Origin of the sequence: Xanthobacter pseudotagetidis (genome assembly GCF_043194795.2) — a bacterium.
Classification (GTDB): Bacteria; Pseudomonadota; Alphaproteobacteria; order Rhizobiales; family Xanthobacteraceae; genus Xanthobacter; species Xanthobacter tagetidis_A.
The window spans coordinates 3,784,138-3,804,149 of the sequence record NZ_CM195534.1 but is presented as its reverse complement, the minus strand read 5'-3'; the positions used below and the strand labels follow the sequence as shown (position 1 = coordinate 3,804,149).

Genomic DNA, 20,012 nt, shown 5'->3' with positions numbered 1-20,012 from the left:
GATGCCGCTTCGTTGTGTTTCCAATCGTTTGCTCTAAAATTCCCGGGATGACCACGCCGCAGGATTTTCTTGTCCACGGGATGTCGTCCTGATGGCCCGGCCCCGCGCCTTCGACGAGGCGGCGGTGCTGGATGCCGCTCTCGACTGCTTCTGGTCCAGGGGCTACGAGGCCACCTCGGTGCGCGACCTCGCGGGCGGGATGGGGATCACCGGCGCCAGCCTCTACAACGCTTTCGGCGACAAGCGAGCGCTCTACGAACTGGCGTTCGAGCGCTATGTGCGCGCCGGCGTCCACGACCGCATCGCCCGGCTGGAGGCCTTGCCGCCGCTGGAGGCGATCGAGGCCTTCTTCGCCGAGGTGATCGCCAATTCCGTCGGCGACCCCGAACGCAAAGGCTGCTTCCTGGTGAACGCCACCCTGGAGCTGGCGCCCCACGATCCGGAGTTCCGCCGCCACGTGGAGGCGGTGCTCGACGCCATGCAGGGCTTCTTCCAGCGCCAGGTGGAGAAGGGCAGGGCGATGGGGGTGATTGCCGCCCCCGGCGAGGCGGACGAGCTCGCCGCCATGCTGCTCGGCCAGCTGCTGGGGCTACGTGTGCTCTCGCGCGTCGACCCCTCGCCGGAGCGCCTCAACGGCATGTTGCGCCCGCTGTTCGCCATGCTCCGGGCGCCCTGAGGCGCCGCCGCGGGAGCTTCAGCCGCGCGACAGGCCCTGGCGCTCCAGCTCGGCGAGGTAGGCGGCAAAGCGCGCCTCCTGCTCCTGACCCAGAGCGTGGAGCAGGGGCCACGTATAGATGCCGGTGCCGTGGCCGTCGTCGAACTGCAGCCGCACCGCGTAGTTGCCCACCGGCTCGACGGCGGCGATGCGCACCCGCCGCTTGCCGGGAACGGTGATCTTCTCGCCCGGCGCGTGGCCCTGCACCTCGGCGGACGGGCTCTCCACCCGCAGGTATTCCGCCGGCAGGACAAAGGCGGCGCCGTCCTCGAAGGTCACGGCCAAAGCGTGCCTGCCCTCCACCACCCTGAGCTCCGTGGGCCAGGCGTCAGCGGGGCCCGAGGGCGAGGTGGTTTCGAGGTCCGGCACGGCTTCGCGCTCCCTTTGCTGCACGGCGGCACACGATTGTGCGCGTCGCGCCTACCCATCGGCGCGGTGCATACGATATATAAGCGGGATGCGCCCGCCGCACGCTTTCTCGGCGATGGGCGCCGGACCGGCTGGATCCGGCCGCGGGACGCCGCGGGAGGAAGACACGAGGTGCCAGTGGTGGACCGCAAGGCAAGCGTGCTCAGGGACCTGATCGACCGTCCGGCCGGCGCCGCCCGCGAGAGCGCGCCGCTGATGGATACGTTCGGCCGCGCCGTCACCTATCTGCGCGTCTCTGTCACCGACCGGTGCGACTTCCGCTGCGTCTATTGCATGGCGGAGCACATGACCTTCCTGCCCAAGCAGGATCTGCTCACGCTTGAGGAACTGGACCGGCTGTGCTCGGCCTTCATCCGCCGCGGGGTGCGCAAGCTGCGCCTCACCGGCGGCGAGCCGCTGGTGCGGCGGGACGTGATGACCCTGTTCCGCGCCCTCTCGCGCCACATGGAGAGCGGGCTGCTGGAGGAGCTGACGCTCACCACCAACGGCTCCCAGCTCGCCCGCTACGCCGCCGACCTCGCCGCTTGCGGGGTGAAGCGCGTCAACGTCTCCATCGACACCCTGGACGCCGACAAGTTCCGCGCCATCACCCGCTGGGGCGATCTCGGCAAGGTGATGGAGGGCATCCGTGCCGCCAAGGCGGCGGGCCTCCACGTGAAGATCAACGCCGTTGCGCTCAAGGACGTGAACGAGCACGAGATTTCGACGCTCATGGAATGGGCGCACGGCGAGGGGCACGACCTCTCGTTGATCGAGGTGATGCCGCTCGGCGAGATAGGCGAGGAGCGGGTCGACCAGTATCTGCCGCTCTCGCAGGTGCGCGCGCAGCTGGAGGAGCGCTTCACGCTCGCCGACATCGCCTACCGCACCGGTGGCCCGGCGCGCTATGTGGAGGTGAAGGAGACCGGCGGGCGGCTCGGCTTCATCACCCCTCTGACGCACAATTTCTGCGAGGGCTGCAACCGGGTGCGCGTCACCTGCACCGGCACGCTCTACATGTGCCTTGGCCAGGAGGACGCCGCCGACCTGCGCGCGCCGCTGCGCGCGGCGGCCGACGACGCGCTGCTCGACCGGGCCATCGACGAGGCGATCTTCCGCAAGCCAAAGGGGCATGACTTCGTCATCGACCGGCAGACCCGCCAACCGGCGGTCCGCCGCCACATGAGCATGACCGGCGGCTGAGCGGGCGCCCGTGCGGGTCATCCCTGCGCGGTCCTTTTCCCCTTCCGTTGGGGCCGATTGAGGCGCCTCCATGTCGGCGCCATGCTCGGGACGCCGGGCTCGTGCCCAAGACCCATCGAACGCGCAGATCGGTTTCCGGGACAAATCGGTTAGATCAACCGAGCTGGCGCGCCGTGCCGGCCTTTGTGAAAGATTCACGTTTCCGCCCTGGGGGTTGGGATCATTGCGCGCCGGACCGGCGCCCGCATCCCGGCCGCAGCGGCGGTTCCCGTATTCCAGTGATCCCATGCGCCCCCGAGCGATCTTTCCCACCTCGCGCCCCTCTTCCAGCGCCCCGCCGCGTGCCGGGGAGGACCGGCCATGAGCGCCGCCCCCAACGTGCGGGGCATGGTTGCCATGGTGGCGTCCATGGCGTTGTTCATCACCAACGACACCCTGCTCAAGGTGGCCATGCACGAGGTGCCGCTGGGCCAGGCGCTGGCGCTGCGCTCGCTGTTCGCGGGCCTCCTGCTGCTGGCGCTGGTGGCGCGCGCGGGCGAGCTCGGGCTGGTGCTCCACGCGTTCCGGCCGCGGGTGCTGGCGCGCTCCGGCCTCGATACCCTGACCACTGTGCTCTATGTGGGCGCGCTGGCGGTGATGCCGATCGCTTCCACCACCACCATCTACCTTTCCGCGCCGCTCATGACGGTGGCGCTCGCGGTGCCCCTGCTGGGCGAGAGGGTCAGCCTGCCGCAATGGTGCGCCGTCGTCATCGGCTTCGCCGGCGCGGTGATCGTCATGCGGCCGGACCCGGCGACGTTCCAGCTGGTGGCGCTGCTGCCGCTGGTGGCCGCGCTCAGCGGTTCGCTGCGCGATATCGTCACCCGCAACATCGGCATGGAGATCCCCGGCGCGGTGGTGGGGGTATCCACCACGCTCGTGCTTGGCCTCGCCTCCACCCTGTTGGCGCCGTTCGAGCCCTGGCGCATGCCATCGGCGCTGGTGGTGGGCCAGCTCGCGGCCTCGGCGCTCACCTTCGCGCTCGGCACGCTGCTGCTGGTCTATGCGTTCCGCAACGCGCCGGTGAGCCTGGTCTCGCCGCTGCGCTACATCCTCGTGTTCGGGGCGATCGTCTCCGGCTTCGCGGTGTTCGGGGAACTGCCGGACGGCTGGGCCTGGATCGGCATCGTGCTGGTGGTGGGCGCCGGGCTCTACTCCATCCAGGCTGAGCATCGGCGCAGCCGCCGCGCCCGCCGCGAGGGGGCGCCGGGCGCGCCCGCCCATCCCACGGTCGCCCTCGCCGCACCCAAGGACTGACGCCGCCATCCGGCGGGCGGACAGGGACGCTCCGGCCGCCTCACTCGGAGGCGAGCGCCACCACCGGGTCGAGGCCGGCCGCCTTGCGCGCCGGCAGGTAGCCGAACACGAGGCCGGTGAGGAAGGCGCAGCCGAAGGCAAGCAGGGCCGGCGCGGCCGCATAGGCGACCGGCGCGCCGAGATACTCCAGCCCCATGGCCGCGCCAATCCCGAGCGCTACGCCGACGATCCCGCCGACGCCGCACACCACCAGCGCCTCGGTGTTGAACTGCAGCATGATGTTGGAGCGCCGCGCCCCGGTCGCCATGCGGATACCGATCTCGCGCGTGCGCTCGGTGACGCTGACGAGCATGATGTTCATGACGCCGATGCCGCCGACGATGAGAGAGATGGCCGCCACCGACGCAAGCATGGTGGTCAGCGTGTCGGCCGAGGCGGTGGCCATCTCCAGCATGGAGGAGGTGTTGCGGAGCTGAAAGTCGTCGGCCCGGTGGCGCCGGCGCAGCAGCGACGTGATCTCGGCCTGTGTCTCGTCGATGCGGTCGGTGTCCGCCACGGCGATGGTGATGGAATTGACGTAGCGCCGGCCGAACACGCGGATGAAGCCGGTGGAGAGCGGCATCAGCACGAAATCGTCCTGGTCGGAGCCGAAGGCGTTGGCGCCGCGCGGCGCCAGCACGCCGAGCACCTGGAACGGCACGTTGCGCACCAGCACGTAGCGCCCCACCGGGTTCTCGCCGGGAAACAGCACCCGCGCCACAGTCGCGCCCAGGACGATCACCGGCGCGTAGGCGTCATAGTCGGCCTCAGTGAACATGGCGCCGGACTGCATGCCCCAGTCCCGGGCGATCGTGAAGCCCGGCCCGGCGCCCTGCACCATGGTCGCGTAGTCGATGTTGCCGACGCGCAGGGTCGCGGTGGTGTAGCGCTCGGGCGAGACCGCGATCACGTTGCCCACCTCGTCGGCGATGGCGGCCGCGTCCTCGGCCTGCAGCGAGGCGTTGGCCCCGGTGACGCGCACGCCCGGGGCGCCGGGTCGGACGATGAGCAGGTTGGTGCCCATGGAGGCGATGCGGTTCAGAACGTTCTGCTTCGAGCCCTCGCCGATGGCCATCATGGCGATCACGGCGCCGACGCCGATCACCACCCCGAGCAAGGTGAGCGCGGTGCGGAAGGCGTTGGCGGTCATGGAGCGCCAGGCCATCTTGACGGCCTCGGAGAGGTCGGAGAGGAACGGATTGTGGGCCTTCAGGTCCAGGTGCTCGGCGCCGAAGGTGGAGGCGCGCGTTGCCGGCGCCGCCTTCTGCCGCTCATCGGAGACGATGCGCCCGTCCTGGATGCGCACGATGCGCTCGGCGTGGGCCGCCACATCCTTGTCGTGGGTGATGAGGATGACGGTGCGCCCCTCGGCATGCAGCTCGCCGAGCAGCGCCAGCATCATCTCGCCGGAATGGCTGTCGAGCGCGCCGGTGGGCTCGTCGGCGAGGATCACCGGCGCCTCGTTCATGAGCGCGCGGGCGATGGAGACGCGCTGCTGCTGGCCACCGGAGAGCTGGGACGGCTTGTGGTCCGCCCGCTCGGCGAGGCCGAGCCGCGCCAGCAGCGCGCGCGCCCGCTCGCGCCGCTCGGCCTTGGGCCGGCCGGCATAGATGGCGGGAATCTCCACGTTCTCCTCCGCCGAGATGGCGGGCAGGAGATTGTAGCGCTGGAACACGAAGCCGAAGGTGCGCGAGCGCAGCGCGGCGAGCGCGTCGGGGGAGAGCGTCGCCACGTCCCGGCCCAGCACCCGGTAGGTGCCGCGCGTCGGCCGGTCGAGGCAGCCGAGGATGTTCATGAGCGTGGACTTGCCCGAGCCCGACTGGCCCATGATGGCCACGTACTCACCCGGCATGATGGTGAGCGAGACGTCGTCGAGCGCGTGCACCACGCTGTCCCCGGAGGGATAGAGCTTGTCGACGCCCGCGAGGGCGATGAGCGGCACATCCGCCGGCGTGCCGGCCGGCGCCTCGGCCACATCGCGCGCGAGGGCTGCGGAGGGGGCGGGGGCGCTCACATGATCCCCGGCGGCGGCGGAGGCATCCGGCGCTCGGTGCGCGCCAGGTCGGCGGTGGTGACCACCTGCTCGCCCTCCTTGAGGCCCTCGCGGACCTCGATCATGGTGCGGTTCGCAAGGCCGGTGCGAACGCGCCGCTCCTTCACCGCGCCGTTGTCCAGCACCCGGACGATGGCCTCGTCCTTGGCCTCGCCCTTGCGGCCACGCGACAGCGGGCGCACGGCGGAGACCGGAACCACGAGCACGTCGCTGGCGCTGCCGAGGCGGAAGAACACCTGCGCGCTCATGGAGGTCATCAGCAGGCGCTCGGTGTTGGGCACGTCGATGAGGACGGAGTACAACACCACGTCGTTGACGGTTTCGGGCGTGGGCAGGATCTGCACCACCTTGGCGGTGAAGCGCCGGTCCGGCATGCCCAGCGTGGTGAAATAGACCTCCATGCCCACCTTCACCTTGGGGATGTCGGCCTCGGCCACCTGGGCCTTCACCTGCATGGTGTCGAGGTCGGAGACCCGCAGGATCACCGGCGCCGTCATGTTGGCGTTGAGCGTGCCGCCCTCGCGCGCATCGATGGAGACCACGGTGCCGTCCATGGGGGCGAAGATCTTGGTGTAGCCGAGATTGGCGAGGTCGCCGTCGAGCGTCGCCTCGGTCTGCTTGATCTGCGCCTTGAGCGCGTCGACCTTGGCCTCGCCGATGCGCACGGTGGCGCTGGTGGCGTCCGCCGCGTCCTGGCTGCCGGCCTTGGAGGCGAGCAACTTCTGCGCGCGGTCGTTGCGCAGGCGGTCGAGGTCGAGCTGCGCGTTCTGCTGCGCGAGCTGGGCCTTCAGGTTGTCGAGCTGGGCCTGGTCGCCCAGCACCCTCGTCTGATAGACGGTGGGGTCGATCTCGGCGAGCAGGAGGCCCTTCTTCACCTCGTCGCCGATCTCCACGTGGATCTTGCGCAAGAGGCCGGACACCTGGGTGCCCACATCCACGTAGGTCTTGGGCTCGATCACCGCGAGCGCGGTCACCTGCTGCTCGATGTCGCCGCGGGTGACAGGCTGGGTCTGGAGCGCGGGGACGGCGGCGGTCTCGCGGCCGCGGCTCCACCAGTAGGCGCCGCCGAGCACCAGCGCGGCGGTGAGCGCCAGCACGCCGAAGCGGCGCCAGAGCGGCCGGCGCGGCGCAAGGGGCAGCATGGTGCGCGCCGCGCGGGACGGATCGGCACGGGAAGGATCGGGAGGAGGCGTCTGCAACATGGATACCGCGCAAGGAGCGAAAGCCGAAACCGTCGAAATGGTTTATTGCGCCGCCAAAATCAGCTTAGCCGTTTCCGGGCGCGGGCCGAAATGAATTCGCTGTAACGTGCGCGGATGGGCCTCGCGCGGCATGGCTGCAAGGACCGGTGGTCTCAGTCCTGGCGCGGGCGGTAGGCGCCGGTCTCAGGATCGCGCTCAAGCCGCGTCACCGGCGCTTCCGGCGCGTCTTCGGCGGCGCGGCGGCGGGCCAGCGCCTCGTTCACGCGGCGGCTCTCGGATGCGATCACCTTCACCAGAGCGGCGGCGCCAAGCACTCCCAGGGCGGCGATGACGAGCGGCGGCACGAAACCTCTCCTCGAACATGCGGGCCGGCGGTATCGCCGCATCCCATCCCTTCAGGAAAGCATGCCCCTATGGCGAAATCTCGTCCGCCCCGCCGTGTGGCGGCGGGGCGCCAATCGCAAGCCGGCGGCCTGCCCATGCCGTGAGCGGGCGGAGCGAGGCGGGCGCAGGGCCTGGGGCGGGCGGCTCGGCGCCGCTCGGCGCCAGGGTCACGTCTTGGCGGCGAACACCTTGTAGGCGCGGGGCCTCAGGCCCACCACGGCGCCTGCCTCCAGCGGCAGGTCGAGCGGCACCGCCGCCTCGACCACCGTCTTGCCCGCGCCGTCGGCGATCTCCACGTCGGCGCGGCGGGTGGGGCCGAAGGTGCGCAGCGACAGCACGCGGCCCGAGAACGGCGCCTCACCCGGCGGGGCGAGATCCACCTGGTGCGGGCGGGCGAGGATGCGCGCCGGTCCGTCCGGCACGCCGGCGGCGGCAAGCCCCAGCGGCTTGCCGTCGTGGAACAGCGCGCCGGCGCGCACCTCGCCGGGCAGCGCCACGGTCTCGCCGATGAAGTCGTGCACGAAGGCGGTGGCCGGCGCGTCATAGACCTCGGCGGGCGATCCCACCTGCTCGATCCGGCCGTGGCCCATCACCACCACCCGGTCGGCCAGCTCCAGCGCCTCCTCCTGGTCGTGGGTGACGAGGACGGAGGTGACGGGCAGCTCCTCGTGCAGGTGCCGGAGCCAGCGGCGCAATTCCTTGCGCACCTTGGCGTCGAGCGCGCCGAACGGCTCGTCCAGCAGCAGCACCTTCGGCGAGATGGCGAGCGCGCGGGCGAGCGCCACGCGCTGGCGCTGGCCGCCGGAGAGCTGGGAGGGGTAGCGCTCCGCCAGCCAGTCGATCTGCACCAGCGAGAGCAGCTCGTTCACCTTGGCGCGGATGGCGGCCTCCGGCAGCTTGTCGGCGCCCTTGCGCACGCGCAGGCCGAAGGCGACGTTCTCGAACACGTTCATGTGCCGGAACAGGGCGTAGTGCTGGAACACGAAGCCCACGTTGCGCTCGCGCACCGAGCGCGCGAGCGCGTCCTCGCCGTCGAAGCGCACCTCGCCCGCATCCGGCCATTCGAGCCCGGCGATGATGCGCAGCAAGGTGGTCTTGCCCGAGCCCGACGGGCCGAGCAGCGCCACCAGCTCGCCGGTGGGGATGGTGAGGCTCACATTGTCGAGCGCTGCGAAGTTCTTGAAGCGCTTGGTGACGCCCGCGACCTCGATGGTCATCTGTCTTCCTCGGCGAGACGGTGTTCCAGGATGGTCTTCGCGACCAGCGTCACGAGAGCCAGGAGAGCGAGCAGGGACGCCACCGCGAAGGAGGCGGCGAACTGGTACTCGTTATAGAGGATCTCGATGTGCAGCGGCATGGTGTTGGTCAGCCCGCGCACGTGGCCGGACACCACCGACACCGCGCCGAACTCGCCCATGGCGCGGGCGTTGCACAGCAGCACCCCGTAGAGCAGCGCCCATTTCACGTTCGGCAGCGTCACCCGGAAGAAGGTGGAGAGCCCGGAGGCGCCGAGCGAGACTGCCGCCTCCTCCTCGGCCGTGCCCTGCTCCTGCATCAGCGGGATCAACTCGCGGGCGACGAACGGGAAGGTGACGAAGATGGTGGCGAGCACGATGCCGGGCACGGCGAAGATGATCTTCACGTCCCACGCGGCGAGGTGCGCGGCGAACAGGCCCTGCGCGCCGAACAGCAGCACGAAGGAAAGGCCCGCCACCACCGGCGACACCGAGAACGGCAGGTCGATCAAGGTGATGAGCGTGCTCTTGCCGGGGAACTCGAACTTGGCGATGGCCCAGGCGGCCACCAGGCCGAACAGCAGGTTCGCCGCCACCGAGATGGCGGCCACCAGCAGCGTCAGGCGGATGGAGGCCAGCGCATCCGGGTTCACGAGCGCCGAGACATAGGCCTCCGCGCCGCGCTTCAGCGCCTCCACGAACACCACCACCAAGGGCAGGCCGATGAACAGGCCGAGGAAGGCGAGCGCCACCAGCGTCAGCGCGATGCGCACGGCGGCGGGCTCGGTATGGACCTGCTTGCCGGTGGCGCGCCGCTCGGCATCGGCGCGCGCGAAGCCGGTGGGCAAGCCCTCGCTGGCGAGGAGGCGCCCGTCGTCGACGGCGTCGGTCATGCCTTGGCTCCCCGTGTCTCGGCCCAACGCTGCAGGCGGTTGATGACGAACAGCAGCGCGAACGCGGCCACCAGCATCACGCAGGCGATGGCGGTGGCGTCGGCGTAGCGGAATTCCTCCAGGCGGATGACGATGAGCAGCGGCGCGATCTCCGACACCCCCGGCAGGTTGCCGGCGATGAAGATCACCGAGCCGTACTCACCGACCGCGCGGGCGAAGGCGAGGGCGAAGCCGGTGAGCAGCGCCGGCCAGATGGAGGGCAGCACCACGCGCCACAGCGCCTGGGGGCGGGTCGCCCCGAGGCTGGCGGCGGCCTCCTCCAGCTCCTGGTCGAGATCGGCCAGCACCGGCTCCACCGTGCGCACCACGAAGGGCAGGCCGATGAAGATGAGGGCGACCAGGATGCCGAAGGGCGTGAACGCCACCTCGATGCCGAGCGGCGCCAGCAGCGCGCCGATCCAGCCGTTGGGCGCGTAGAGCGCGGTCAGCGCGATGCCGGCGACCGCGGTGGGCAGGGCGAAGGGGATGTCGATGAGCGCGTCCACCCCCTTCTTGAAGGGGAAGTCGTAGCGCACCAGCACCCACACGACGATGGCGCCGAACACGAGGTTGATTGCCGCTGCCGCGAGCGAGAGGCCGAACGAGATCTGCAGCGCGTGGAGCGTGCGCGTGCTGGTGACGATGGCGATGAAGCGCTCCAGCGAGATCTCGCTGGTCTTGATGAACAGCGCCGAGAGCGGCAGCAGCACGATAAGGCCGAGCCAGGTCAGCGTCAGCCCCATGGTGATGCCGAAGCCCGGCAGCACGCTCCGCGGGCGGCGGAAGCGGCGGCCGGTGGCGGTGGGGCCGGCTGCGGCTGGCGCCGTGATGGCGGAACGGCTCATGGCCGGGCTTGCCCCGGCCATACACGGCCTGCGGCCGGGCGCAACGCTGCGACGCCGCGCGCCATCGGCGCGGCGTGGATGCCCGGGACAAGCCCGGGCATGACGGTGTTCGGGAGGGGGCGCACGGATCTCTGCCGTCGTCCGTCAGTTCGAATAGATCTGGTCGAATACGCCGCCGTCGCCGAAGTGGGTCTTCTGCGCCTTCTGCCAGCCGCCGAACACCTGGTCGATGGTGAACAGGTCGACCTTGGCGAACGTGTCCTTGTGCTTGGCCGCCACCTGCTCGTCGCGCGGGCGGTAATAATGCTTGGCGGCCAGCTCCTGGCCTGCGGGGGTGTAGAGGAACTTCAGATAGGCCTCGGAAATCTCCCGGGTGCCCTTCTTCTCCACCACCTTGTCAACCACCGTCACCGGCGGCTCGGCGAGGATCGAGAGCGAGGGGGTGACGATGTCGAACTTGTCGGGGCCGAGTTCGTTCACCGAGAGATAGGCCTCGTTCTCCCAGGCCAGCAACACGTCGCCGATGCCGCGCTCCACGAAGGTGATGGTGGAGCCGCGCGCGCCGGTGTCGAGCACGGGCGCGTTCTTGAACAACGCCTTGACGAACTCCTTGGCCTTGGCCTCGTCGCCGCCGTTCTTCTTGAGCGCGTAGCCCCAGGCGGCGAGGTAGTTCCAGCGCGCGCCGCCGGAGGTCTTCGGGTTCGGGGTGACGATCTTGATGCCGGGCTTCACCAGATCGTCCCAGTCCCTGATGTTCTTCGGGTTGCCCTTGCGCACCAGGAACACGATGGTCGAGGTGTAGGGCGCCGAATTCTCGGCGAGGCGCTTCTGCCAGTCCTTGGCGATCAGGCCCTTCTCGGCGATGGCATCGATGTCGTAGGCGAGCGCCAGGGTCACCACGTCCGCCTCCAGGCCGTCGATCACCGAGCGTGCCTGCTTGCCCGAGCCGCCGTGCGACTGGTTGATCTTCAGCGTGTCGCCGGGGTGGGCCTTCTGCCATTCGGCCACGAACGCCTTGTTCACGTCCGCATAGAGCTCGCGGGTGGGGTCGTAGGAGACGTTGAGCAGCGTCGTGTCGGCGGCGAGCGCGGAGCCGGCGGCGAGGGAAAGCGCCAGCGCGGCGCCGGTGACGAGAACGCGCAGCGGCGTGGAACGGTGCGTCATGGGACCTCCTTCGGAGCCGGCGTCGGCCCCCGATTTATTCCGATCGAGCGAAACGATGGCACTCGTTCTCCGGAGGGTCAATGCATTTTTCTACAAAATCTATGGATTTAAGTAAAATATTCTCAGGCAACAAAAAACCGGCGGATGGCAAAGCCTTCCACCGGTTCCGGAACCGTTGCGGCGCTTCAGATTCCCTCGGCGATATGGATGCCGCACTCGGTCTTGGCGCGCCCCCGCCAGCGCCCCGCGCGCGGGTCCTCGCCCGGCATGACGCGGGTGGTGCAGGGCATGCAGCCCACCGAGGCGAAGCCGAACGCCTCCAGCGGATGCCGCGGCAGATCGTGAGCCGCCATGTAGCCCTCGAGGTCGGCGCGGACCATGGCGGCGAGCGGGTTGAACTTCACCCGCGCCCCGTCCGTCTCCACCACCGGAATGTCGGCCCGCGTCGCCGCCTGGTAGCGCTTGCGGCCGTTGATCCAGGCCCCGTAGGGCACAAGCGCGCGGGCGAGCGGCTCCACCTTGCGCAGGGCGCAGCAGGCGTCCGGGTTCTCCGCCCACAGCGCGTTCCCGGGGTCGCGCCCCGCAAGCTCCCGCGCGTCCGGCCGGAAGGTGACGATGCCGGTCAGCCCGAGCCGTTCCGCCAGCGCATCGCGATAGGCCAGCGTCTCCGGGAACAGGTGCCCGGTGTCGAGGAACAGCACCGGCATCGCCGGATCCACCTGGGAGATCAGGTGCAGCAGCACCGCCGATTCCGTGCCGAAGGAGGAGACCGCCGCCACCCGGCCGGGGAAGGCGTCGAGCGCCGCCGCGATGATCTCGGTGGGGCGCGCCGTCCTGAGGCGCGCATCCAGCGTCGCGGCGTCGAGCCGGGGGCCAGCCGGGTCGAAGGCGTTCATTCGGCCGCCTCGAGCACCCGCGCCGGTGCGGCCGACCGCAGGTCGCGCACCGTTGCCCGACCGTCGCCGGTGGGCTGGTAGAACACCGAATAGCGCCCCAGCGCCGCCTTGAACGCGGCGGCGTCCTCATCCTTCTCCAGCACGAAGGCGTCGAAGCCGGAGCGCGTCATGAACAGCACCTGGTCCTGGAGCACGTTGCCGGTGGCGCGCACCTCGCCCTGGAAGCCGTGGCGCTCACGCAGCAGGCGCGCCTGGCTGAAGGCGCGTCCGTCGCGGAACTTCGGGAAGGTGAGCGCCACCAGGGCAAGGCGTGGCAGGTGGGGCGCGAGCAGGCCCACGTCCTTGTCGTTCGGCCAGGCGACGCCGAGCGGACCGCGATGGGCGGCGAGCGCCGGGTCGCCCGACAGCAGGCGCGCTGCGGAGACGATCACCGCGCGCTCAGGCAGCGCTTCGCCATCGGCAGCGACAACGAACGGATCGGCCGTGACGGTGCCGGACTTAACGAGAGGCATAGGCGCGCTCCTTGAACGGGTCGAGGCCGAGACGCTCGACGGCGGCGATGAAGGTCTCGGACGGGGAGGTGCGCAGTTCGAGATAGGTGTCGACGATGCGCTCCACGGCATCGACGATCTCGCTCTGCGGGATGGCGGGACCGATCAGCTCGCCGAGGCGAGCCTTGAAGTTGCCCTTGCCGCCGAGGGCGATCTGGAAGAATTCCTCGTCCTTCTTGTCCACGCCGAGGATGCCGATATGGCCGATATGGTGGTGGCCGCAGGCATTGATGCAGCCGGAGATATTGAGGTGCAGCCTGCCGATCTCGGCCGCGCGCGCGCCATCCGAAAAGCGCTCGGAGATGGCCTGCGCGATGGGGATGGAGCGGGTGTTGGCGAGCGAGCAGTAGTCGAGGCCGGGGCAGGAGATGATGTCGCTGACGAGGCCGACGTTCGGCGTGGCGACGCCGATGCCGTCGAGCTTGGCCCACAGCTCGGGCAGGTCCTTCTGGCGCATGTGCGGGAAGGTGAGGTTCTGCTCGTGGGCGACCCGCACCTCGCCATAGGCATAGCGCTCGGCAAGGTCGGCGATGGCGTCCATCTGGTCGGCGGTCGCATCGCCCGGCGGGCCGCCGATGGGCTTCAGCGACAAGGTGACGATGGCGTGGCCCGGCGCCTTGTGGGGCGCCACCGCATTGGCGTGCCAGCGGGCGAAGGCTGGGTCTTCGAGCGCCGCCGCGAGCGCGGCGGGATCGTTGTCCAGCGGCTCGAAGTCGGGAGTGGCGAAATGCGCGCGCACCTGGTCGACGGCGGCGGCGTCGAGCTTCAATGCCCCGTCGCGGATCGCCTCCCACTCGGCCTCGACGCGGCGGGTGAATTCCTCCAGGCCGATCTCGTGCACCTGGATCTTGATGCGGGCCTTGTAGATGTTGTCGCGCCGACCCTCGAGATTGTAGGTGCGCAGCACCGCCTCCAGGTAGGAGAGCAGGTGCTCCTTCGGCAGGAAATCGCGGATGGTCTTGCCGATGAAGGGCGAGCGGCCAAGCCCGCCGCCGACGATCACCTCGAAGCCGGTCTTCCCGTCCCGCCGGTGCAGGCGCAGGCCGATGTCATGCACCTTGATGGCGGCGCGGTCGTGCCGCGCCGCCGTGATGGCGATCTTGAACTTGCGCGGCAGGAAGGTGAATTCGGGGTGCAGCGTCGACCACTGGCGGATGATCTCCGCATAGAGGCGCGGGTCCTCGATCTCGTCGGGCGCGGCGCCGGCCCACGGGTCGGTGGTGGTGTTGCGGATGCAGTTGCCGGAGGTCTGGATGCCGTGGATGCCGACCTTGGCGAGCTCGGCCATGGCGTCCGGCAATTCCGCGAGCTTGATCCAGTTGAACTGGATGTTCTGCCGCGTCGTGAAGTGACCGTAGCCGCGATCGTACTTGCGGGCGACGGCGGCGAGGGCGCGCAATTGCGTGCCCGACAGCGTGCCATAGGGGATGCAGACCCGCAGCATGTAGGCGTGGAGCTGGAGATAGACGCCATTCATGAGGCGGAGCGGCTTGAACTCCTCCTCGCTCAGCGTGCCCGAGAGGCGCCGCGCCACCTGGTCGCGGAAGTCCTCGACCCGCTCGGCAAGGAAGGCGCGGTCGAACTCGTCATGCACATACATGATGGACCCTGATCGGTTGCCGCGCGCTCAGAACGCGCCGGGCTGGAAAGGCTGGGCGACGGTGGGACCGGCGGCGCGGATGCGCTCGCGCAGGGTGGCGGGCTGCGGCACGCCCTCGCCCGACAGCGTAACGGTGGCCGGATAGGCGCCGACCGCGGTGCGCTCGTCCGCGTGGGCGATGTCGAGCAGCCGGTGGGCCGTGTCGGCGGTGGTTGCTACTTCGGCCTCGGCGAGGCGCTCGGTCCAGCGCCCGCTCTGGCTCAGCCAGACCACGGCGCCGTCCGCCAGGCGATTGGCCGTCACCACGGTGGGGCCGGTGATCTTCAGCTTGCGCTGGAGGGGAGAGGTCATTCCCGCGCTCCTCGCTCGATCCGTCTGGCTCCCATCCTGAAAACCACAGTTTGGAAGCGTTAAAACATCGTTATCTAGTGGAATTTAAAATAAATCGCATAATCAATCTGCGCAATATGAAAATAAATGCATTTTATTAACGTGAAATAATGTTCCCTTGTGGAAAGAGGCAGGCGTCTGGCGCCTTGAAAGGCCGGGTCGCCGCCAGGGGAGCCTTGTGGCAATCCCGCCGCTCGGGCAGCCTGCGCAACCCGGCCGGCAGCGGCCAGAATGAATGGTCCAGGGAGCACCCATGTCCGACAGCCCGTCCGCCGATGCCGCCCCCATACTGTTCTCGGTCGCGGATGGCATCGCCCGCATCCGCTTCAACCGGCCGGCGGTACTGAACGCCATCGACGAGCCGACGATCCTCGCCTTCAAGGATGCGGTGGACCGCACGGCGAAGAATCAGGCGGTGCGCGCCGTGGTGCTCTCGGGGGAGGGGCGGGCCTTCCTCGCCGGCGGCGACGTCGCCCGCTTCCATGCCGCGGGCAAGGACGCGCCGAAGGTGGTGGCGGCCATCATCGAGCCGTTCCACCACGCCATGGTGACGCTGGCCTCGCTCCATGCGCCGGTGATCGCCAGCGTGCAGGGCGCGGTGGCCGGGGCGGGGTTCTCGGTGATGCTCGCCGCCGACCTCTCCATCGCCGCGGACGATGCCCGCTTCACCATGGCCTATGCCCGCATCGGCACCACGCCGGACGGCTCCGGCACCTTCTCGCTGCCGCGCATCGTCGGGCTGCGCAAGGCGCTGGAGATGGCCCTGCTGAGCGAGGTGATCGATGCCCCCGAGGCACTGCGGCTCGGCCTGGTGAACAAGGTGGTGCCTGCCGTAGACCTCGCCGCCGAAACCGATGCGCTCGCCCGGCGCCTCGCCGCGGGCCCCACGCTCGCTTATGGGCGCATCAAGCACCTGATGCGCGCCTCCTTCTCCCACACCTTGTCGGAGCAGCTCCAGGCTGAGCGGGATGCCTTTGTAGCGAGCGCCGGCACGCGGGACTTCGCCGAGGGCGTCGCCGCCTTCGTGGAGAAGCGCTCTCCGAGCTTTGAGGGGGAGTGAGGCGGGATTTTCACGTTTGATAATTGGTTATTGACGATACTCACGGTAATTACATAAAATCAGTCAACTTAATTGTCTGGGGTTCAGGTCCATGATCTCCCGTCTCTCCCCGCTGGTGCGGGACGGCATCCTGTTCGCCGCCTCTTATGCGGTCATCGTGGCGGCGATCCTGTTCGGCTGATCGGCGCGGCCTTTCGCGTCTTGCGTCCCGATTGCGTGCTCCGGCCGCAGGCAGTGTGGCCCGCGCGCATCGTTGAGAATAATTCTTTCCTCAGCCGCCTCCCCGTCAAGGCGCAAGAACCCCGCTCCCGCCTGCGCCGCCGCCCCCTCCGGCCGGGGAGCGGCAAGCGCCGGGCGCGGCGCATTGTTCGGCGCGCGCGGGTGCATCTCCCTCGCCTTTGGGCATAATGGCAGGCCCGGCCGGGGGAGCGCCGCGGGGGAAGGGGTTTTGCGTGTCGGGGGCCGAGCAGCGCAGCGAGGTGTTCGAGAGGGCTGCGGTCGAGAGCGTGCTCGGCGGCTACGAGACCTTGCCCGGCATCCGCGACGAGATGATGGACGCGGAAGGCAAGCCGCGCGCCCATTGGGTGCCGTTCCTCGCCGCCTTGGCCGAACTCGGGCCGCAGGAGCTGCGCCGCCGCTTCTCCGCCGCTGACCGGTACCTGAAGGATTCCGGCGTCTTCTACCGGGTCTATGACGATGCCGGCGGCGACGAGCGCCCCTGGTCTCTCAGCCACCTGCCGCTGGTGCTCGGCTCGGCCGATTGGGATGCGCTGTCCCAGGGGCTGATCCAGCGCGCCGAGCTGCTGGAGCTGGTGCTCAGGGACCTCTACGGACCCGCCCGGCTGGTGGCCGAGGGCGATATCCCCGCCGCGGCGGTCGCCGGCAGCCCGGAATTCCTGCGCCCGCTGGTGGGCGTCAAGCCGCTGGGCGGGCGCTATCTGCGGGTCTATGCGGCGGATGTCGGCCGCGGGCCGGACGGGCGCTGGTGGGTGCTCTCCGACCGCACGCAGGCGCCGTCCGGCGCCGGCTATGCGCTGGAGAACCGGCTCGCGCTCACCCGCGCGCTGCCGGATGTCTCGCGGGCGCTGCGCATGCACCGTGTCGCCGCCTTCTTCCAGGCGCTGCGCACCTCGCTGATGAAGCTCGACCGCACCGGGGAAGGGCGCATCGGCCTGCTCACCCCCGGCCCGCTCAACGAGACCTATTTCGAGCACGCTCTGCTCGCCCGCTACCTCGGCTTCCTGCTGGTGGAGGGCGAGGATCTGACCGTGCGTGGCGACGCGCTCCACGTGCGCACCGTGGCAGGCCTCAGACGCATGGACGTGCTGCTGCGCCGGCTCGATTCCGACTTTGCCGACCCGCTGGAGCTGAACGCCCGTTCGCGCCTCGGCGTGCCGGGCCTGGTCCAGGCTGCGCGCACCGGCGGTGTGGCGCTCGCCAACGCCTTGGGGTCGGGCCTCGTGGAGGCGCCGGCGCTGCTCGCCTTCCTGCCGCGCCTCGCTCAGCGGCTCATCGGCGGCCCGCTGAAGTTGCCCCACGTCGCCACCTGGTGGTGCGGCCAGGAGGCCGAGCGCGTCCAGGTTCTGGAGCACCTGGACGAACTGGTGCTGGGCTCCGCCTTCGGCCGCCCGGTGCCCGGTCTGCCCGAGGGCGGCTCGGTGATCGGCGCCGACCTGACCCCGGCTTCCCGGCGGCGGCTCGCCACCGTGCTCGCCCGCCGCGGCGCCGACGTGGTGGGGCAGGACATCGCGCGGCTCTCCACCACGCCGGTGTGGACCGGCGACAAGCTGACGCCGCGCCCCTTCATGCTGCGCGTGTTCCTGTGCGCCACCGAGCGCGGATGGGAGGTGATGCCGGGCGGATTCTGCCGCATCTCCTCGGCCCCCGATTCGCGCGCCGTCTCCCTCCAGAAGGGGGACCGCTCGGCGGACGTATGGGTGCTGTCCGAGCACGCCGTCTCCGACACCACGCTCTTGCCGAGCCCGGACAACGTCAAGGTGCGCCGCTCCTCCGGCACGCTGCCGAGCCGGGCCGCCGACAACCTGTTCTGGCTCGGACGCTATGTGGAGCGCGCCGAGGCGACGCTGCGGCTTGCCCGCGTTCTGGTGAGCCGCCTTGCCGAAAGCGGCGACGAGGGCACCAGCCCCCTGGTCTCGCGCCTGCTCGGGCTGCTTGGCGCCTGGGGCGCCATGCCGCGCGACCTCGTGCGGGCGACGCCGGCGCGCTACGCCATCGCCGTGCTCACCCGCCACGACATCCCCGGCGCCCTGCCGCAGCTGGTGCTCGCCGCGCGCTCGGCCGCCGCCGTCATCCGCGACCGCTTCTCGCCCGACGCCTGGCGCGCCCTGGTGGACCTGGAGGCCTGCGTGAACCTGCCGGTGCCCACCGCCCCCTCCGAGGCCGACGCCCACGAGCGGGCGGACGCGGCGCTGCGTATCATCGCCGCATTCTCCGGCCTTGCTTCCGAGAACATGAACCGTCTTACCGGCTGGCGCTTCCTGGAGCTCGGCCGGCGCACCGAACGCGCCATCGGTACGCTGCGCTTCGCCCAGACCTTCGGCGAGCAGGGCGCTCCGCCGGGCTCGCTCGACGCGCTGCTGCAGGTGGCGGACAGCCGCATCACCTACCGCACCCGCTACGTGATGATGGAGGCGCGCGGGCCGGTGCTCGACCTCGTGCTGCTCGATCCCGACAATCCGCGCTCGGTGGCGTTCCAGGTGGAGCGCATGGCAGCCCATCTCAAGGTGCTGCCCGGCCGCGACATGGACGCGCCGCCGCCGCGCTGGGAGCGCCTCGTCGCCCGCATGCAGGCCGAGCTTGCCGCCGCTACGGCCGAGAGCTTCGATCCCGCCTGGTTCCAGTCCATGGAGGACCTGCTCATGGAGCTGTCGGACGAGATCTCCGCCCACTATTTCCTCCAGGGCCATTCCCCGGAGATGACCCTCACCTTGGCATTGTGAGGCGGCGATGCTCTACGATGTCCGCCAGACCACCACCTACACCTACACCGTGCCCGTGCGGGTGGCGCGGCAGGTGCTGCGCATGACGCCGGTGGACCGTGCCGGCCACCAGCACGTGATCGCCCACATGCTCGAAATCCTGCCCGATCCCGCCGAGCGCGAGCAGGGCACCGACTTCTTCGGCAACGGCGTCACCTGGGTGACGCTGGACGCGCCGCACGACCACCTGCAGATATCCACCCGCAGCCGCGTCGAGGTGATCTCCACGGCGTTGCCGGACGCTGAGGCGACGCCCACGGTCGACATGGCGCGCGCCGAGGCGCTGGAGATTCCGGACCTGTCCGCCCGCGCCCCCTGCCACGGCCTGTTCGCCTCGCGCGCGGTGCCGATCGACGGCGAGATCACCGACTGGACCGCCACCAGCTTCTCCGGCGACCGCCCGGTGCTGGAGGCCGGGCTGGAGCTGATGCACCGGATCAAGGACGCGTTCGTCTACGAGCCCGGCTCCACCATCGTCACCACGCCGCCGCACGAGGCGTTCGCGGTGCGGCGCGGCGTGTGCCAGGACTTCGCGCAGGTGATGATCGCCGGCCTGCGGGGCATCGGCCTGCCGGCGCGCTACGTTTCGGGCTATCTGCGGACCGTGCCGCCGGAAGGCCAGGCGCGCCTCGAAGGGGCGGATGCCACCCATGCCTGGGTGGAGCTGTGGTGCGGGCGTCAGGCGGGCTGGATCGGCCTCGATCCCACCAACGCCATTCCCGCCGGGGACGACCACATCATCCTCGGCATCGGCCGCGACTATGCGGACGTCTCGCCTGTGGACGGGGTGATCGTCGCCTCCGGCGACCACGTCCTTTCGGTGGGCGTCGACGTGATCCCGGTGGAGCGGTAGGGACGACCGAAGTCCCCACCCGCCGTCGCCCCCGTAGCTCTTCCCCGCGGCCGCCCCATCCACCACCGTCGCCCTTCGGCTTGACCGAATGGCCCATCCTGCGGCCGGGCGGCATGCGGGGAGGTGGCGTGGATGCTCCGGTCAAGCCGGAGCATGACGGTGGTGAGGCAGCGGCCGGTCCTCAATG

At 70.0% G+C, this 20,012-nt stretch carries 18 protein-coding genes; 6 read left to right on the top strand and 12 right to left on the bottom strand.

Annotated elements, in window-relative coordinates; genetic code table 11:
* The first annotated feature begins 91 nt into the window (after positions 1 to 91).
* Positions 92 to 676, top strand: coding sequence for a TetR/AcrR family transcriptional regulator (locus V5F67_RS17395; RefSeq protein WP_394021708.1), 585 nt, complete (start codon positions 92 to 94; stop codon positions 674 to 676).
* 18 nt (positions 677 to 694) lie between these two features.
* Here the strand turns inward: V5F67_RS17395 and V5F67_RS17390 are convergent, their stop codons facing one another.
* Positions 695 to 1,084: a gamma-butyrobetaine hydroxylase family protein gene (locus V5F67_RS17390; RefSeq protein WP_394021709.1), complete on the bottom strand. Its 390-nt coding sequence runs from the start codon at positions 1,082 to 1,084 to the stop codon at positions 695 to 697.
* 255 nt (positions 1,085 to 1,339) lie between these two features.
* On the opposite strand from V5F67_RS17390, the gene moaA reads away from it, so the two are divergent.
* The gene (gene moaA / locus V5F67_RS17385; RefSeq protein ID WP_394021792.1) at positions 1,340 to 2,326 is read left to right on the top strand and encodes a GTP 3',8-cyclase MoaA; all 987 of its coding nucleotides are present in this window, start codon (positions 1,340 to 1,342) and stop codon (positions 2,324 to 2,326) included.
* Positions 2,327 to 2,686: 360 nt separating this feature from the next.
* Positions 2,687 to 3,622 carry a DMT family transporter gene (locus tag V5F67_RS17380; protein ID WP_394021710.1) on the top strand — a complete coding sequence of 312 codons (936 nt, stop codon included), beginning with the start codon at positions 2,687 to 2,689 and terminating at the stop codon, positions 3,620 to 3,622.
* A 40-nt stretch (positions 3,623 to 3,662) separates the two neighbouring features.
* Here V5F67_RS17380 and V5F67_RS17375 read toward each other — a convergent pair whose 3' ends face one another.
* The 11 genes from V5F67_RS17375 to V5F67_RS17325 form a co-directional block, all read right to left on the bottom strand.
* Positions 3,663 to 5,636 carry a MacB family efflux pump subunit gene (locus V5F67_RS17375; protein WP_394021793.1) on the bottom strand — a complete coding sequence of 658 codons (1,974 nt, stop codon included), beginning with the start codon at positions 5,634 to 5,636 and terminating at the stop codon, positions 3,663 to 3,665.
* Between the two features lie 35 nt (positions 5,637 to 5,671).
* Positions 5,672 to 6,856 (bottom strand): efflux RND transporter periplasmic adaptor subunit, encoded by a 1,185-nt coding sequence (locus V5F67_RS17370; protein ID WP_394021711.1) that lies wholly within the window; start codon positions 6,854 to 6,856, stop codon positions 5,672 to 5,674.
* Positions 6,857 to 7,068: 212 nt separating this feature from the next.
* The gene (locus tag V5F67_RS17365) at positions 7,069 to 7,260 is read right to left on the bottom strand and encodes a hypothetical protein (RefSeq protein WP_394021712.1); all 192 of its coding nucleotides are present in this window, start codon (positions 7,258 to 7,260) and stop codon (positions 7,069 to 7,071) included.
* Between the two features lie 207 nt (positions 7,261 to 7,467).
* Positions 7,468 to 8,517, bottom strand: coding sequence for a sulfate/molybdate ABC transporter ATP-binding protein (locus tag V5F67_RS17360; protein ID WP_394021713.1), 1,050 nt, complete (start codon positions 8,515 to 8,517; stop codon positions 7,468 to 7,470).
* Positions 8,514 to 9,428, bottom strand: a complete 915-nt coding sequence (cysW, locus tag V5F67_RS17355) for a sulfate ABC transporter permease subunit CysW (RefSeq protein ID WP_394021714.1) — start codon at positions 9,426 to 9,428, stop codon at positions 8,514 to 8,516. Before cysW ends, V5F67_RS17360 begins: the two co-directional genes overlap by 4 nt.
* Positions 9,425 to 10,210 carry a sulfate ABC transporter permease subunit CysT gene (gene cysT, locus V5F67_RS17350; protein WP_394021794.1) on the bottom strand — a complete coding sequence of 262 codons (786 nt, stop codon included), beginning with the start codon at positions 10,208 to 10,210 and terminating at the stop codon, positions 9,425 to 9,427. The genes cysW and cysT overlap by 4 nt, the downstream gene beginning before the upstream one ends.
* 246 nt (positions 10,211 to 10,456) lie before the next feature.
* Entirely contained in the window at positions 10,457 to 11,476 is a 1,020-nt protein-coding gene (locus tag V5F67_RS17345; protein WP_394021715.1) for a sulfate ABC transporter substrate-binding protein, read from the bottom strand.
* 185 nt (positions 11,477 to 11,661) lie between these two features.
* Positions 11,662 to 12,372 (bottom strand): phosphoadenylyl-sulfate reductase, encoded by a 711-nt coding sequence (locus tag V5F67_RS17340; RefSeq protein WP_394021716.1) that lies wholly within the window; start codon positions 12,370 to 12,372, stop codon positions 11,662 to 11,664.
* Complete coding sequence (locus tag V5F67_RS17335; RefSeq protein WP_394021717.1) at positions 12,369 to 12,884, bottom strand: DUF934 domain-containing protein; 516 nt, start codon at positions 12,882 to 12,884, stop codon at positions 12,369 to 12,371. Before V5F67_RS17335 ends, V5F67_RS17340 begins: the two co-directional genes overlap by 4 nt.
* Positions 12,871 to 14,523, bottom strand: coding sequence for a nitrite/sulfite reductase (locus V5F67_RS17330; RefSeq protein WP_394021718.1), 1,653 nt, complete (start codon positions 14,521 to 14,523; stop codon positions 12,871 to 12,873). The genes V5F67_RS17335 and V5F67_RS17330 overlap by 14 nt, the downstream gene beginning before the upstream one ends.
* Positions 14,524 to 14,550: 27 nt before the next feature.
* Positions 14,551 to 14,874: a DUF2849 domain-containing protein gene (locus V5F67_RS17325; RefSeq protein ID WP_394021719.1), complete on the bottom strand. Its 324-nt coding sequence runs from the start codon at positions 14,872 to 14,874 to the stop codon at positions 14,551 to 14,553.
* A 292-nt stretch (positions 14,875 to 15,166) separates the two neighbouring features.
* On the opposite strand from V5F67_RS17325, the gene V5F67_RS17320 reads away from it, so the two are divergent.
* The 3 genes from V5F67_RS17320 to V5F67_RS17310 all read left to right on the top strand — a co-directional run bounded on the left by V5F67_RS17320 (position 15,167) and on the right by V5F67_RS17310 (position 19,825).
* A complete protein-coding gene (locus tag V5F67_RS17320) occupies positions 15,167 to 15,973 on the top strand; it encodes an enoyl-CoA hydratase/isomerase family protein (RefSeq protein WP_394021720.1) in 807 nt (268 codons plus the stop codon).
* A 452-nt stretch (positions 15,974 to 16,425) separates the two neighbouring features.
* Complete coding sequence (locus V5F67_RS17315) at positions 16,426 to 18,933, top strand: circularly permuted type 2 ATP-grasp protein (protein ID WP_445328687.1); 2,508 nt, start codon at positions 16,426 to 16,428, stop codon at positions 18,931 to 18,933.
* Between the two features lie 7 nt (positions 18,934 to 18,940).
* Entirely contained in the window at positions 18,941 to 19,825 is an 885-nt protein-coding gene (locus V5F67_RS17310; protein ID WP_394021721.1) for a transglutaminase family protein, read from the top strand.
* The last annotated feature ends 187 nt before the right edge of the window (positions 19,826 to 20,012 follow it).

Bases quoted from the DNA above. Each gene is read 5' to 3' on its own strand.
- V5F67_RS17320 (WP_394021720.1), top strand. From the start codon at position 15,167: ATGTCCGACAGCCCGTCCGCCGATGCCGCCCCCATACTGTTCTCGGTC.
- V5F67_RS17345 (WP_394021715.1), bottom strand. From the start codon at position 11,476: ATGACGCACCGTTCCACGCCGCTGCGCGTTCTCGTCACCGGCGCCGCG.
- V5F67_RS17335 (WP_394021717.1), bottom strand. From the start codon at position 12,884: ATGCCTCTCGTTAAGTCCGGCACCGTCACGGCCGATCCGTTCGTTGTC.
- V5F67_RS17340 (WP_394021716.1), bottom strand. From the start codon at position 12,372: ATGAACGCCTTCGACCCGGCTGGCCCCCGGCTCGACGCCGCGACGCTG.
- V5F67_RS17310 (WP_394021721.1), top strand. From the start codon at position 18,941: ATGCTCTACGATGTCCGCCAGACCACCACCTACACCTACACCGTGCCC.
- cysT (WP_394021794.1), bottom strand. From the start codon at position 10,210: ATGGGGCTGACGCTGACCTGGCTCGGCCTTATCGTGCTGCTGCCGCTC.
- moaA (WP_394021792.1), top strand. From the start codon at position 1,340: ATGGATACGTTCGGCCGCGCCGTCACCTATCTGCGCGTCTCTGTCACC.
- V5F67_RS17395 (WP_394021708.1), top strand. From the start codon at position 92: ATGGCCCGGCCCCGCGCCTTCGACGAGGCGGCGGTGCTGGATGCCGCT.
- V5F67_RS17330 (WP_394021718.1), bottom strand. From the start codon at position 14,523: ATGTATGTGCATGACGAGTTCGACCGCGCCTTCCTTGCCGAGCGGGTC.
- V5F67_RS17380 (WP_394021710.1), top strand. From the start codon at position 2,687: ATGAGCGCCGCCCCCAACGTGCGGGGCATGGTTGCCATGGTGGCGTCC.
- cysW (WP_394021714.1), bottom strand. From the start codon at position 9,428: ATGACCGACGCCGTCGACGACGGGCGCCTCCTCGCCAGCGAGGGCTTG.
- V5F67_RS17360 (WP_394021713.1), bottom strand. From the start codon at position 8,517: ATGACCATCGAGGTCGCGGGCGTCACCAAGCGCTTCAAGAACTTCGCA.
- V5F67_RS17325 (WP_394021719.1), bottom strand. From the start codon at position 14,874: ATGACCTCTCCCCTCCAGCGCAAGCTGAAGATCACCGGCCCCACCGTG.
- V5F67_RS17370 (WP_394021711.1), bottom strand. From the start codon at position 6,856: ATGCTGCCCCTTGCGCCGCGCCGGCCGCTCTGGCGCCGCTTCGGCGTG.